At 40.7% G+C, this 13,291-nt stretch carries 14 protein-coding genes; all 14 read right to left on the bottom strand.

What is annotated here, in order from left to right; translation table 11 throughout:
* Window position 1: 1 nt before the first annotated feature.
* Window positions 2–805: a lysophospholipid acyltransferase family protein gene (locus tag KTI79_RS10325; protein ID WP_079284245.1), complete on the bottom strand. Its 804-nt coding sequence runs from the start codon at window positions 803–805 to the stop codon at window positions 2–4.
* On the bottom strand, window positions 790–1,404 hold the full coding sequence (locus KTI79_RS10330; protein ID WP_032054395.1) for a beta-ketoacyl synthase chain length factor: 615 nt from the start codon (window positions 1,402–1,404) through the stop codon (window positions 790–792). Before KTI79_RS10330 ends, KTI79_RS10325 begins: the two co-directional genes overlap by 16 nt.
* A 196-nt stretch (window positions 1,405–1,600) precedes the next feature.
* On the bottom strand, window positions 1,601–3,010 hold the full coding sequence (gene der, locus KTI79_RS10335; RefSeq protein WP_005066184.1) for a ribosome biogenesis GTPase Der: 1,410 nt from the start codon (window positions 3,008–3,010) through the stop codon (window positions 1,601–1,603).
* 189 nt (window positions 3,011–3,199) lie between these two features.
* Complete coding sequence (gene bamB / locus KTI79_RS10340) at window positions 3,200–4,345, bottom strand: outer membrane protein assembly factor BamB (RefSeq protein ID WP_032054394.1); 1,146 nt, start codon at window positions 4,343–4,345, stop codon at window positions 3,200–3,202.
* Window positions 4,345–5,043 carry a YfgM family protein gene (locus KTI79_RS10345; RefSeq protein WP_032054393.1) on the bottom strand — a complete coding sequence of 233 codons (699 nt, stop codon included), beginning with the start codon at window positions 5,041–5,043 and terminating at the stop codon, window positions 4,345–4,347. Before KTI79_RS10345 ends, bamB begins: the two co-directional genes overlap by 1 nt.
* A gap of 28 nt (window positions 5,044–5,071) precedes the next feature.
* Window positions 5,072–6,364 carry a histidine--tRNA ligase gene (hisS, locus tag KTI79_RS10350; protein WP_032054392.1) on the bottom strand — a complete coding sequence of 431 codons (1,293 nt, stop codon included), beginning with the start codon at window positions 6,362–6,364 and terminating at the stop codon, window positions 5,072–5,074.
* On the bottom strand, window positions 6,361–7,476 hold the full coding sequence (ispG, locus tag KTI79_RS10355; protein WP_004698760.1) for a flavodoxin-dependent (E)-4-hydroxy-3-methylbut-2-enyl-diphosphate synthase: 1,116 nt from the start codon (window positions 7,474–7,476) through the stop codon (window positions 6,361–6,363). Before ispG ends, hisS begins: the two co-directional genes overlap by 4 nt.
* A gap of 21 nt (window positions 7,477–7,497) precedes the next feature.
* Complete coding sequence (locus KTI79_RS10360; protein ID WP_032054391.1) at window positions 7,498–8,289, bottom strand: helix-turn-helix domain-containing protein; 792 nt, start codon at window positions 8,287–8,289, stop codon at window positions 7,498–7,500.
* Complete coding sequence (gene pilW, locus KTI79_RS10365) at window positions 8,280–9,080, bottom strand: type IV pilus biogenesis/stability protein PilW (protein ID WP_199936991.1); 801 nt, start codon at window positions 9,078–9,080, stop codon at window positions 8,280–8,282. The genes KTI79_RS10360 and pilW overlap by 10 nt, the downstream gene beginning before the upstream one ends.
* Before the next feature lie 14 nt (window positions 9,081–9,094).
* The gene (gene rlmN, locus KTI79_RS10370; protein WP_002115097.1) at window positions 9,095–10,330 is read right to left on the bottom strand and encodes a 23S rRNA (adenine(2503)-C(2))-methyltransferase RlmN; all 1,236 of its coding nucleotides are present in this window, start codon (window positions 10,328–10,330) and stop codon (window positions 9,095–9,097) included.
* Between the two features lie 123 nt (window positions 10,331–10,453).
* The gene (gene ndk, locus KTI79_RS10375; RefSeq protein ID WP_003654870.1) at window positions 10,454–10,885 is read right to left on the bottom strand and encodes a nucleoside-diphosphate kinase; all 432 of its coding nucleotides are present in this window, start codon (window positions 10,883–10,885) and stop codon (window positions 10,454–10,456) included.
* A 113-nt stretch (window positions 10,886–10,998) separates the two neighbouring features.
* Window positions 10,999–11,199, bottom strand: a complete 201-nt coding sequence (iscX, locus tag KTI79_RS10380; RefSeq protein ID WP_004698764.1) for a Fe-S cluster assembly protein IscX — start codon at window positions 11,197–11,199, stop codon at window positions 10,999–11,001.
* Between the two features lie 99 nt (window positions 11,200–11,298).
* The gene (locus KTI79_RS10385; RefSeq protein WP_032054389.1) at window positions 11,299–11,850 is read right to left on the bottom strand and encodes a phosphatase PAP2 family protein; all 552 of its coding nucleotides are present in this window, start codon (window positions 11,848–11,850) and stop codon (window positions 11,299–11,301) included.
* Window positions 11,851–11,874: 24 nt separating this feature from the next.
* A complete protein-coding gene (locus KTI79_RS10390; RefSeq protein ID WP_079284243.1) occupies window positions 11,875–13,161 on the bottom strand; it encodes a glycosyltransferase family 4 protein in 1,287 nt (428 codons plus the stop codon).
* Window positions 13,162–13,291: the final 130 nt, after the last annotated feature.

Raw genomic sequence — 13,291 nt, forward strand, 5'->3', positions numbered from 1 at the left:
TTCAAGATAACTCTTCATCAAAAATTTTATAAAAACTACGACTTAACTGACGAACTTGTTTAGGTCCTACTGTTAAATCATCTAACAGATCTGATACTTGCACAGCATCTAATACCTTGACCTCGATATGAAATGGTTGAGATGGTACGTGGTACCATTTTTCATTTTTGGTTAAAGTTGATGGTGTACAAGTAATAATTACTGGGCGAATTGGTACATTTGCACGAATGGCAATATTGGCTGCGCCTCGCTGAAACTCGTTTAGGGCCATCCCTTTTTCAGTGCGCGTTCCTTCCGGAAAAATTAAAAGAGAAGCCGCATTATTTTCTTTTAGACGCTTTACACAGTCTTCAACAAACTGCTGAGAACCTGCATTTAAAATATAACCTGCGCTTTGTACGGGTCCTTTGGTAAATGGGTTCGACCAAAGAGACTGCTTCACGACACAATTAGCCTGCTGCATCATACCAATTAGTACTACAACATCAATCAAAGTCGGATGATTGGCAATCACCAGCTCTTGGCGACTATTTTGTAGTTTTTCCAGCCCCTCTACCGAATAAGTCATGATGCCGAGTTTGACCATCATGTCGGTAAAGCCTTTAAAACTATGTTTAATCACATTTTGCGCACGTTGCTGCCGCTTTTGCGGATCAGAAGTGGTTGCATTGAGTACGGGGGCAATCACTGAGGCAATTGCCATACCCCCCAGCCCAAAACTGGCAAAACTAAAGCCAGTAGCAGCCACACGCCAGCAATAATTACTTTTTTGCTTGAGATTTTTAAGATTTAGCATTTGTTCCACCCAAATGCAGATGTTAACTGGTCAGCATCCTGCCAAAAATGAGCAAAAGCAGGAGCATCTGCTTCATCTCTATGCGTCCACGCAGTAATTTGTAAATTAGGTTGCTCTAGAGTAACGACAGCAGCCATCGCATAGGCAGGGAAATTGATTGCCTCAGCATAAATATTAGGTAATGGCTCATCATAAGCGACGACTAAGACCCGCTTAATCTCAGGCATTGACTTTAAAAGTGCATAAGCCTCAATCAAACCTTCAGTCCATGAACAGCTTAAGCTGGTAGAGGGAGTATCATCCTGACATAAAATTGAATAGAGGCCAGAAATTGCATTATGAACAGACGTTGAAAATTGTGTTGGCGATGGGGTTTGATCATTTAAAACATCTTGCAAGATATTTAATGTTTTGGCCTCATCACCATATTTTGATACCCAAACAATATAATCGGCCTTATTACTTTCTAATGCACCGATCGCACTATTTAAAGCAAGTTTAGCCAATGGTGATAAACGTCTACGCTGCATAGCTGGGATGCAGTCGAGAGCCGCATAGGAAGGCTGAGCATGTGTAAATATAAGCTGAGCAAGATGTAATGTTACCATGCTAAAAAATGAACCCTAAGCCGCGTTATTCTGTCGAAATATAAATTATTTTATAAAGATGCTGATTATAGCATTCGTTATAAAATTTACAAAAAATTACGTTTATCACTCACACTTTTTCATAACTCTTCGGAATAGCTCATTTATTTGCAAAAAAAACCCAAAGAAAACTTTGGGTTTTTGAACAGTAAAAAACTTAACGGTTAAATTTTTTCTCTGCTTTCTTAAATTTCTGAATATAGCGACGGCGACGTGCAGCAGTACGTTCATCAACCTGACTCTTACGACCTTCAAACGGGTTTTCAGAAGTTTTAAAGTCAATACGAACTGGTGTACCTTCAAGTTTATATACTTTACGGAACACGTTTTCTAAATAACGACGATAATCGGCAGGTGTCTTATCAACCTTATTACCATGGATCACAATAGTCGGTGGGTTCTGTCCACCCATATGTGCATAACGCATTTTAATACGACGACCGCTAATCATTGGCGGTTGATGAGCTTCTGTCGCGTCACTCAAAATTTGAGTCAATTTAGCTGGTGATACTTTTAAGTTCGCAGACTCATAAGCACGGTGGATAGAAGGATATAAATCACCTACCCCAGTTCCATGTAAAGCAGAAATTAAATGGATTTTTGCCCATGGAATAAAGTCAAAACGACGTTCAACATCAAGCTTACATTGCTTGCGGTCATATTCAGACATGTTATCCCATTTGTTGATGGCAATAACCATGGCACGACCCGCTTCAAGCGCATAGCCAATTAAATGCAAGTCTTGCTCAACAATACCTTCACGCGCATCGACTACAACTACGACAACATGTGCATCTTTCATTGCTTGCAAAGTTTTAACAATTGAGAACTTCTCAATCATTTCATCAACCTTACCTTTACGACGCACACCTGCTGTATCAATTAAGGTGTATTTACGGCCTTCACGCTCAAAAGGAATGTAAATAGAGTCACGAGTTGTACCTGGTTGGTCAAATGCCACCACACGGTCTTCACCCAGCAAACGGTTTACCAATGTTGACTTACCAACGTTAGGACGACCAATAATTGCTAAACGTAAGCCTGTATCTTTGTCATGTTCTTCAGGATTTTCATCTTCTGGAACTTCAGCAAGTACATCTTCCAGCATTTGCTGTACGCCACGACCATGGCTAGCGGCAACCTGTAATGGTTCACCCATACCAAGTTTATAGAACTCAACCAAAGCTGCTTCGGCATGAACACCATCTACCTTGTTCGCAACAAGATAAATTTTCTTACCTAAAGTACGTAGTTCACGAGCAATTTGCTCATCAGAAGCTAACAATCCCGCACGAGCGTCAACCACAAAAATAATAATATCTGCTTCGTTGATCGCTGTTTTTGACTGCTCGGCCATGTAGTTATCGATACCGCCTTCACTCTCACCGATACCACCAGTATCAACAACAATGAAAGACTTATTTTGATAAGTCGCATCACCATATTTACGGTCACGAGTCAGACCCGCGAAGTCGGCTACAAGTGCATCACGACTCTTGGTAATCTGGTTAAATAACGTTGATTTTCCGACATTCGGACGACCAATGAGCGCAATAACGGGTTTCATACAATAACCTTAATTCAAGACCAGCCATATCTCATGGCATGAGCATTAGAAACAATACAGGAGATATATTTTAAGGTCAGATATGACCATAATAAAAGACGGGGCTTTGAACTGATTTAATTCAAACACCCCGATATTTTTTTAACAGCGTAATTTGTTAAGCGGCTATTTTAGCACAAGCAAACGAAATTAACGATTCTGCCAAATACTTAAATCGCCTTTTCTGGTCGAAACGTAAAGTTGGTTCTCAATAACACGTAATGTATTGACCTCACCACTTGTTTTTGAACGACCAATCAACTTACCTGTTGCAGGATCAACAAGATGTAATACGCCATCTAAATCACCAACAATAAGGTCCGATCCCAACACAACAGGGTTACTTAAATGACGGTTTAATAAACTATCATTTTGCCAAACTTGTTCACCTGTCGTTAAATCATAAGCAGTTAACTTACCATCCGCAGAAGAAACAAATACTTTATTGTCATAAACTTCTGGACGCTTGGTGCTGCTTGAGTCTTCACTCCAAATTACACGTTGCGAAGCTAGATCAGTTACGGTCACTTGTCCTTGGAAACTAGTCGTTACCATAAACTGTCCAGCAACAGTAGGATCGCCATCGATATCAATCAAACGTTGAATATCAGAACGACCTTCACTTACCGCAACACGACGTTGGAAACGTGGAATACCACTAATCGTATCAATTGCATAAACATACGCATTCGCAGATGCGATTAATACGGTACGCGGATCAAGACTCACCGGTGATGCCTGACCACGTAAACTAAATTGGACATTTGGTAATTTATAAGCCCAAACTTGTTGGCCTGAAGCAGCATCATGGGCAAATACAGTACCATCATTAGCAATGGTAATAACACGTCCAGACTGAACTAAAGAAGGACTTAATAGTGCACCAGATAACTGTGCAGTCCACTTTTGTTCACCTGTTGCCTGATCTAAAGCAAAAAGCTGACCTTTACTATTACCAACAACAACAATTCCTTCAGCAGCTTCAACACCAGAGCTTAAGCCTAATTTGCTGACTTTTTTCTCCCAAAGGCGTTGCTTACCACGATATGCAGCAACTTCACCTTTTGGATCAAGCGTAAAGACCACGCCTTCACTTGCATCAAGCTGCAAACGTAACGGATCTGCCTTATCAGTAGAAGAAACACTGCGCGAAAACACGGGTACTAGAGTCTTTTTCGACTCAGTCAATTTCGGTAGCGGATTTGGTTTTGCTTCTTTTACTTTGTTGCTAGAACATCCCACCAGTACAGCTGATGCGATTGCAATTGCCAAAGGCAGTTTGAATTTCTGATTCATTAAGACTCTTCCACCTGTGTTTCCAAAATTGGGCGCTCAATCTGTGGATCTTCAACTAAAACGCCAACACTTTCGAGTTTAATTTGTAAAATTTGTCGTTCTTGTTTACGTTCCAGTAACGAATCCCATGCTGCCTGATACGCTTTTTTAGCAGAATCAACATCTTTCTTAGCAACAAAGATATCGCCACGTAACTCTTCTACTGTTGCTTTAAATGCAGGATCGACGTTACCAGACAAGGTTTTTAGTGCTTCATCATATTTGTTTTGCGCCAATTGTGCATCTGCTAAACGCAATTTTACAACCTGAATCAAACCTTCATCTTTGACTTTTGAATTTTCAACTTTCTTCAACGCTTTTTCAGCAGCTGCATAGTCCTGTTTTTCATAGGCTAATTTTGCTAACACAAACTGAGTTTGTATCGCCTGAACAGAATCGATATCATCTTTTACGATCTTATCTGCCGATGCAGTTACCGAAGTTAAAGCATTAGGATTATCAGCACTCGCATTTGCCTCATCCATTAACTGCTGTACTTTTGCAGTTTCTACTTGGCTGCTCGCAAGATTTCTTTTTTGCCAATATTCCCACCCAAAAAAGGCAATCAATGCAATGAGAATCCCGCTAATGATGGCAGAACCATATTTTTTTGCGAACGACTTTAAGCTGTCGAATTGTTCATCATCACTTACACTCATGTGATTGTCCTTTTCCAGATGTTTCAGTTTATTTTGTAAATTTTTCAATTAAGAATGGTACAAGGTCAGCTAGTGCAACTTGTGACTGCTCAGCTGTAGCCAACTCTTTGATAGCAAGTTGCTTCGCTTCCCATTCACGCTCACCCAAAATCATGGCGTAAACAGCCCCGGCCTGATCAGCTTTTTTCATCTGACTCTTCATGCTGCCTTGTGAACCTGTTTTAATTCGAATACTGCTATTTGCAGCTTCTAACTGGTCACGTAATTGCTCCGCTAAAATCAAAGCTTTGGTTTGATAAGCAGGTTCTGCAACCAAAAAGATTTCACAATCACGAATAACTTGAGCCTGTTCAACTTGCTCAAGTAGAAGCAATAAACGCTCCATGCCCATCGCAAAACCAACAGCAGGTACAGATTGATCTGCCTTACCTTTTAGCTGACCAACTAAACCGTCGTAGCGACCGCCAGCACATACAGTACCTTGCGAACCTAAAGCAGTAGTTGTCCATTCAAAAACGGTTTTATTGTAGTAATCCAGACCACGCACCAATTTTTGATTAATGACAAATTGGATACCCGCAGCAGTCAAATAATCTTGTAACTGCTTAAAATGATCCAAGCTTTCTTCTTTCAAGAAGTCATGTAATTTCGGCGCATTTTCTAAAATTTTCTGAGTAGATTCAATTTTAGAATCTAAAATACGTAAGGGATTCGTTGTTAAACGGCGTTGTGAATCTTCATCTAACGCATCTTTATGCTCGTTTAAAAACGCAACCAAAGCATTACGGTACTCTGTACGCTCATCAGTTTCGCCCAAAGTATTTAATTCAAGCTGAACTTTATCTGCAACGCCCATACGTTTCCATAAACGAGCAGTCAACATAATCAATTCAGCATCAATATCAGGAGTTGCAACACCGAAAGTTTCCACACCAAACTGGTGGAACTGACGATAACGTCCTTTTTGTGGTTTTTCATAACGGAACATAGGTCCCATATACCACACGCGTGGCGTAGCACCGCGCAACAAATTATGTTCAACCAAGGCACGAACACAGCCTGCCGTACCTTCCGGACGTAAGGTTAATGACTCTGGTGGATTGCCTTTATCGAAAAAGGTATACATTTCTTTTTCAACAATATCGGTAGCATCACCAATAGCACGTTTAAACAAACCCGTTTGTTCAACGATCGGCAAACGAATTTGTTGATATCCATAAGCATCCATTAAAGATGCTAAATGTTGCTCGAGACGTCTCCACGCTACTGTTTGCGTTGGCAAGATGTCATTAAAACCTTTGATTGCGACGATTGAACTCATGATGAACTACGAATAATTTCTTTAGATTTAGCTTCTTCAAGCTCTTGGACACGTTGACGAACCATTGTTTCGATTTCATCAACCAATTGATCGGTATCGATTAGATGGCTTTTTTCACCATTGCGATAAACCAATGAACGAGGCGCAGCCCCAACAACCCCGATATCAGCTTCTTTTGCTTCACCCGGACCGTTTACCTTACAGCCAATTACCGACACATCCATTGGAGTACGAATATCTTCTAAACGTTCTTCCAACGCTTGCATCACCTGAATAACGTTAAATTCTTGGCGTGAACAACTCGGGCAAGCAATAAAGTTAATTCCGTTAGAACGAAGCCCAAGTGATTTTAAAATATCAAAACCAATCTTGATTTCATCTTCCGGTTCGGCAGCAAGCGAAATACGCATCGTATCGCCAATACCTTCCATCAACAATCCACCAAGGGCAATCGCTGATTTCACCGTACCTGTACGGTAAATACCAGCTTCAGTTACGCCTAAATGTAATGGATTATCAATTTGCTGAGAAAGCAAGCGGTAAGCATCCATGGTTAGAAACACATTTGAGGCCTTTACACTAACTTTAAACTCATGGAAATCAAGACGATCTAAAATATCAATATGACGTAAAGCTGATTCGAGGAGTGCTTGCCCAGTAGGCTCGCCATATTTCTTTTGTAAATCTTTTTCTAGTGAACCCGCATTGACCCCAATACGCATAGAAATGCCATGATGACGCGCCGCAGCAACGACTTCACGCACTTTCTGATCTGAGCCGATGTTACCAGGGTTAATACGTAAACAGTCTGCACCATAATCTGCAACAGCTAAGGCAATTCTATGGTCAAAGTGAATATCTGCAACCAAAGGTACTGAAACGCGCTTGCGAATTGCACCAAATGCTTCAGCAGCCTCCATAGATGGGACCGAAACACGCATAATATCAGCACCTGCATCAACACAACGCTCAATTTGAGCCACGGTTGCATCAACATCGCAGGTTTCAGTGTTTGTCATACTTTGCACACTAATAGGTGCATCGCCACCGACATACACCGACCCAACACGAATTTTACGTGTTGGTCGACGTTTAATTGGGTTCTCTATCATTGTATCGCTCAACTCATGGTATTAGCGGGATAAACGGAATTCAGCTTTACCGTTTACCGTATATGGAGACAATGAAATCTGTTCTTGGTTTAAACTTAATGACACAGCTGTTGCATCATCAAGACGAATCTGGAATGGAGACTCACCATTTAAGCTTAAAGTTGATGACTGACGACCTGTCGCCAAAACTTTACCTGTTGCATCAACAATATGAACAGAAGTTGGTCGGTTAAAGTTTAACACCAATTGGTCACCCACTGTTGAGGTGGTACTTCCCTGCATAGGTAAAACTTCAACATTCGATTGATTTACTTTAGGTAAATCTGCATCGTCTTTCTTTGAAGTCCATTTTTGAATACCCATAACAAGCAATGACACAATACCAAGAATTACAACAGCAAGCAGAGCACGCTTTAACCATTTCTTATTACGATCGCTATTAGAACCCGGGAGTTTGCCCATGATTTTAATTGGCGAGTTATTTAAAGCATGATTTGGTAAAAGGCCCGTATCATTTGCATAAATCTCATCGAAGCGCTGAATAATCGCCGTCGCATCTGTATTTAAATATTTCGCATATGAACGGTAATAACCCTTAATAAAAGTCGCTTCTGGCAATGACTTATAATCATCTTGCTCTAAAGCGGTCAGAGTCTTAACCGGCATATTTAAATCTGAAGAAACTTGCCCTAACTCTTTATTCTGAGCAACTCGAATTTGACGTAAATACTCACCAGGACGTTGAATATTTCCTAAAGCAGAAGTCGGTAAGCTTGAGCCAGTTGGCTGCTGTGAATTAGGATTTATTTCCATACGGCCTCAGTACTATACTGTAATTGCAAATAACGTTGATATTCTGGACTTTCTGGGAACAAGGCACGTAATTGGTTTACTAACGCTTGCGTTCCCATTTTATCCGCATTGGCTCGAGCCACTCTTACACCAATCCAAAGTGCTCTTGCACCCTGATTTTTCTGCCCCACTGTATGAACATATTGCTCATACATTTGTGTAGCAGCCGGAATCTGCTGCTGCAAATAAAAAATTTCCGCTAACTCTAACATTGAAATATAAGAGTCGCGGTTAGCAAGGAGTGCTTGTTTGAATGTTTTTTCAGCATTCACAACATCACCCAATTTTAAATAAATACGCCCCAGATTTTCTAATGCCTGATAGCGTTGGTCATAACCTAATGTTGCGCCAGCAATACGGAATTGCTCAATCGCCTCATTATAACGCTCCATTTGGTATAAATAAGTACCATAATTATTATGTGCTTGAGCATTATCCGGTTCAGATGAAATTGCTCGTTTAAAATAATGTTCTGCTTTTTCTAAGTTGGTTTTGCTACCTTCTTGCTGTAGCAAAATCCCCATCATCATGTTTGCCGTTGCATCGCGGCTATCCACACTTAAAGCTTGATCAAGAGCTCGCTTTGCTGAGTCCAAGTCACCAGAACGGATATGTTCAGCAGCAAGTTGTGTACGAACTTTTACTGCTTTTTCTGGGTCTTTTTTTTGCGTATGCGTTGTCTGGCAACCACTTGCCAGAAATGCAACTGCAATCCCCATACATAAGACCGTTTTCAACTTTGGAATACTCAAAGCCTGCCCTCAATTTATCCTTGTGTACGCAAAATCTCTTGACGCTGTGTCACTTTTTTCTGCCACTGTTCAGCACGGCGGGTTCTGTCAGCCACTTGACCCACTAACTGCCCACATGCAGCATCAATATCATCACCACGTGTTTGACGAATCGTACACACAAATCCCGCATCAGACAAAGTTTTTTGGAACGAGATAATACGATTTCGGCTTGAGCGACCATATGGCGCATGCGGGAATGGGTTAAATGGGATCAAGTTAATTTTACTTGGTAAATTTTTTAATAATTTAATCATTTGCTGTGCATGTTCAGGCTGATCATTTACGCCCTCTAACATCACATATTCGATGGTCACATGTTTACGCGTACTTTCATTACCATCTTTGGCAATATAGCGCTGACATGCTGCAATTAACTGAGCCAATGGATATTTTTTATTAATTGGCACAAGCTCATTACGTAATTCATCATTTGGCGCATGTAAAGAAATTGCTAAAGCAACATCAATGTCTTTTGCAAGCTGATCAATTTTTGGTACAACACCTGATGTCGATAAAGTCACACGACGTTTTGACATGCCATAAGCAAAGTCATCAAGCATAATCTGCATTGAGCTTAATACGGCATCATAGTTGAGCAATGGCTCTCCCATGCCCATCATCACAACATTGGTCACTGAACGTTCGCGCTCAGCAACAGGCACTTCTTCCATATAAGAATAGTTTGCCATCCAGAGTTGCCCAATAATTTCATCTGGCGTTAAATCACGTTGGAAGCCTTGTTTACCTGTTGAACAAAATGAGCAATCTAATGCGCAGCCCACTTGAGAGGAAATACAAAGCGTTTTACGTAACCCAGTTTTATCTTCGGCAGGAATTAATACAGTTTCAACTAAAGAACCTGCACCCTCACCTACGCGAAACACCCACTTACGTGTACCATCTTTTGAATAATGACGGTGAACCACTTCAGGTGCTTTAATTTCACAAATCTGTTCAAGCTTCGCACGTAGTTTGCCTGAAATATTGGTCATTTCAGCAAAGTCAGTAACAAAGTATTGATGTATCCATTTCATGACCTGTCCGGCACGAAACTTCTTCTCACCAATATCTTCAAAGAATTTTTCTAACTCAGGACGAGACATGCCGAGTAAATTCACTTTATTTTCGGCAGCAGGGATTACCGGCGTGGACGAAGATTGCTGCTGTCCATCAAGATTTTCAGATGAAACGACCACTGCAGAACTCATGTGTATTTACCTAAACCATGTCAAAAAACTGAAGATATTGTTCAAGAATCAAACAATATTCTCTTAAGAGAATAAAAAAACCAGATAAGTAGTATACCACTTATCTGGTTTGAATGCTTTCGATTAACGAGTGCGTGGGCAGATCTCGTTGTCAGCAAAGAAGTAAGCAATTTCACGCTCTGCAGAAGCAACTGAGTCAGAACCGTGAGCAGCGTTTTCGTCGATGCTTACAGCAAAGTCAGCACGAATCGTACCAGGAGCAGCTTCTTTAGGGTTTGTAGCGCCTAAGATTTCACGGTGTGCAAGAACTGCATTTTCGCCTTCAAGAACAGATACTACAACTGGACCAGAAGTCATGAATGCAACTAAGTCACCAAAGAAACCACGTTCTTTATGCTCAGCATAGAAACCTTCAGCATCAGCTTGAGAAAGGTGTTTCATTTTAGTCGCAACAATTTTTAAACCCGCTTTTTCAAAACGAGCAAAAATATCACCGATGTGGTTTTTAGACACTGCATCAGGTTTTACGATAGACAAAGTACGTTCAATAGCCATGAGTGGCTCCTTTATTTTAAGATTTAAACTTTAAAAAATTTGCCGCATTATACCGATGTCATAGGCAATAATCAGCTTTGAATGTGTAAAAGTTGCGATTTTTTCTACTGTTTTTAGCGAACTTCGTCTATCCAGGCCATCTGAATGCCTTCTAGCAATCCTTCCGTCGATTTATTTGGGTCATCACTGAAGTCTGGTAATGCGCACACCCATGCATGTAAATCGGTAAAACGAATCCATTGCGGATCAACTTCTGGATGTGCTTCTGACAATTCAATGGCAATATCAATCGTATCTGTCCAACGTAAGCCCATAGCGGCTCCTATCTGTTTAATCTGCTAAATCACGAACTGTGTACTTTAGCAAATCCACAAACCTAATCGATAGCTTAAGCTGATAAAAATTACCGATGCCTATAAAGCGATGTTTAATAATGGCGCTACAAAAATAATCATCGCGGCGACGGCTGCACCAATTAGGGCACCTACGATTACATCACTTGGATAATGAAGGCCCAGTACCATCCGAGACAAAGCGACAAGCACCATAAATGGGAACATTGCTGCAAGTAGAACTGGCTGGATATAACCCAACACAATCGTCACCATGACCGCATGAAGCGTATGACCCGATGGAAAGCTAAAGTGATCAAGTGGTCTTTCACCAAGTACAATCACCTGATGCACCTGATAAGGACGCGGTCGCGTTGTTTTATGTTTTAAAAATTTATAGATTGCTGTTCCGACCGAACCGCCTAATAACAAGTAGATGATTTGAAGACTATAGGTGATGCCTTGCATGCCCCACACGATTGCCAGCATTAGATACCAAAACGGACCATCACCAACACGACTGATAATTTTGAAAAAAAGGGCAACACGCTGTGAGTGAGAGAAATTGTTCAGATATAAACAGCCTCTCAAATCTAAATCGAGTATTTTTATTTTTGCATTCTTAAATTTCATGGTCATTCTCCTATCTTAGGATACTTAGGTGAAGTCCAACGAGGGCTCCTTCACTACCTGATAAAATGCCTGCTCCAATTGCTGAACCGGAAGTTGCCAACCGCTTTGCTGTACTTTATGACAGGCTTGTACGCCCATTTCTCTAAGTTGTTGTACTGAAGGAAGCTGATAAATTTGTTGTATAAAGTGGTTTATTTGACCAAGTGGGCTTAACCAGCCATTCACACCATGGGTTAAATATTGATGTGCACATGCATAATCATACGCGATAACTGGTAAACCGCTTGCCATCGCCTCTAAAACTACGTTACCAAACGTTTCAACTTGGCTCGCAAAAACGAATACATCTGCACTCGCATAGGCAGCCGCCAAATCTTGACCTCTCAGACTTCCGGTAAAGATAACACCCTTCGCTTCAGGTAGTGACTTTAAACGAGCAAAATCTGGGCCATCTCCTACAATTACTAATTTAGTTTTATGTGGCTGAATGGTTTGCAGGTTCGCATAACTTTCAATGAGAACTTGCCCTTCTTTTTCGGGAGACAAACGCCCCACATAAAGCATAACGCGAGTATTCTCATCAGCATCCCATTGTTTTCGTAAATTTTCAGAGCGATGCTTAGGTGAAAATCTTGTTGTATCTACGCCGCGCCCAACCACAACCAGTGGACAAGTAATACCAAAACCGCGTAATGCTTCTTGAGTATCTTTACTCGGCACACAAGTTACTTGAGTGTTATTGTGAAACCAGCACAGATATTTTTGAATCGGCTTGACTAAAAAAGCCAAATCGAAGAATCGACTAAAATCTTGGAATGGTGAATGAAAACCACTCGAAATCGGAATAGCCTTTGCCTTAGCGGCTTGCATGGCAGTTAAGCCTAACGGTCCTTCAGTCACAATATGAACGACATCAGGTACAAACTTTTCAAAAGCTTTCGATACTTTTAAATATTGTGGCCAACCAAACTGTAAAGTCGGATATTTTGGAATCGCCTGCGACATCACCAGACATTCTTGCTCTGGCGTAAAGTCATGGCATTTTGCTTTTTGTTCTGGACGAATCAGTAAAATCTTATGCCCCTGTTTCTGTAAACCTTGGCATAATTGCAATAATGAAAGTGCCACACCATTGATTTCAGGTGGCCAAGTTTCGGTAACAATTGCAATTTTTAAACGTGGACGTACTAAATCATGCAGTGAATGCGTATTAGATAGTTGCTTTTGTTTAAAAAAGAATTGGAAGCTTTCAGGAAGTTGCTGTTGTTTTAATAGTGCTGTCGCGTATGAGCTTTGCATAGCGCCATCCATCAATGTATTTATTTTCATGCTTAAAGATTAAGCAGTTTTTTTGACAATTTGATGATAAATGCATGACAGTTTACTGACATGAAAAATAAAAAAAGCACACTGATAACAGTATGCTTTTTCTTAAATCCTA

It is taken from the genome of Acinetobacter sp. WU_MDCI_Abxd143, from assembly GCF_025514195.1.
GTDB classification, from domain to species: domain Bacteria; phylum Pseudomonadota; class Gammaproteobacteria; order Pseudomonadales; family Moraxellaceae; genus Acinetobacter; species Acinetobacter pittii_H.

What these genes read in the sequence shown, in the direction of transcription:
- KTI79_RS10385 (WP_032054389.1), bottom strand. Translation starts at nt 11,850, where the DNA reads ATGAAATTTAAGAATGCAAAAATAAAAATACTCGATTTAGATTTGAGA.
- iscX (WP_004698764.1), bottom strand. Translation starts at nt 11,199, where the DNA reads ATGGGCTTACGTTGGACAGATACGATTGATATTGCCATTGAATTGTCA.
- KTI79_RS10330 (WP_032054395.1), bottom strand. Translation starts at nt 1,404, where the DNA reads ATGGTAACATTACATCTTGCTCAGCTTATATTTACACATGCTCAGCCT.
- ispG (WP_004698760.1), bottom strand. Translation starts at nt 7,476, where the DNA reads ATGATAGAGAACCCAATTAAACGTCGACCAACACGTAAAATTCGTGTT.
- rlmN (WP_002115097.1), bottom strand. Translation starts at nt 10,330, where the DNA reads ATGAGTTCTGCAGTGGTCGTTTCATCTGAAAATCTTGATGGACAGCAG.
- KTI79_RS10360 (WP_032054391.1), bottom strand. Translation starts at nt 8,289, where the DNA reads ATGGAAATAAATCCTAATTCACAGCAGCCAACTGGCTCAAGCTTACCG.
- KTI79_RS10390 (WP_079284243.1), bottom strand. Translation starts at nt 13,161, where the DNA reads ATGGATGGCGCTATGCAAAGCTCATACGCGACAGCACTATTAAAACAA.
- bamB (WP_032054394.1), bottom strand. Translation starts at nt 4,345, where the DNA reads ATGAATCAGAAATTCAAACTGCCTTTGGCAATTGCAATCGCATCAGCT.
- hisS (WP_032054392.1), bottom strand. Translation starts at nt 6,364, where the DNA reads ATGAGTTCAATCGTCGCAATCAAAGGTTTTAATGACATCTTGCCAACG.
- der (WP_005066184.1), bottom strand. Translation starts at nt 3,010, where the DNA reads ATGAAACCCGTTATTGCGCTCATTGGTCGTCCGAATGTCGGAAAATCA.
- ndk (WP_003654870.1), bottom strand. Translation starts at nt 10,885, where the DNA reads ATGGCTATTGAACGTACTTTGTCTATCGTAAAACCTGATGCAGTGTCT.
- KTI79_RS10345 (WP_032054393.1), bottom strand. Translation starts at nt 5,043, where the DNA reads ATGAGTGTAAGTGATGATGAACAATTCGACAGCTTAAAGTCGTTCGCA.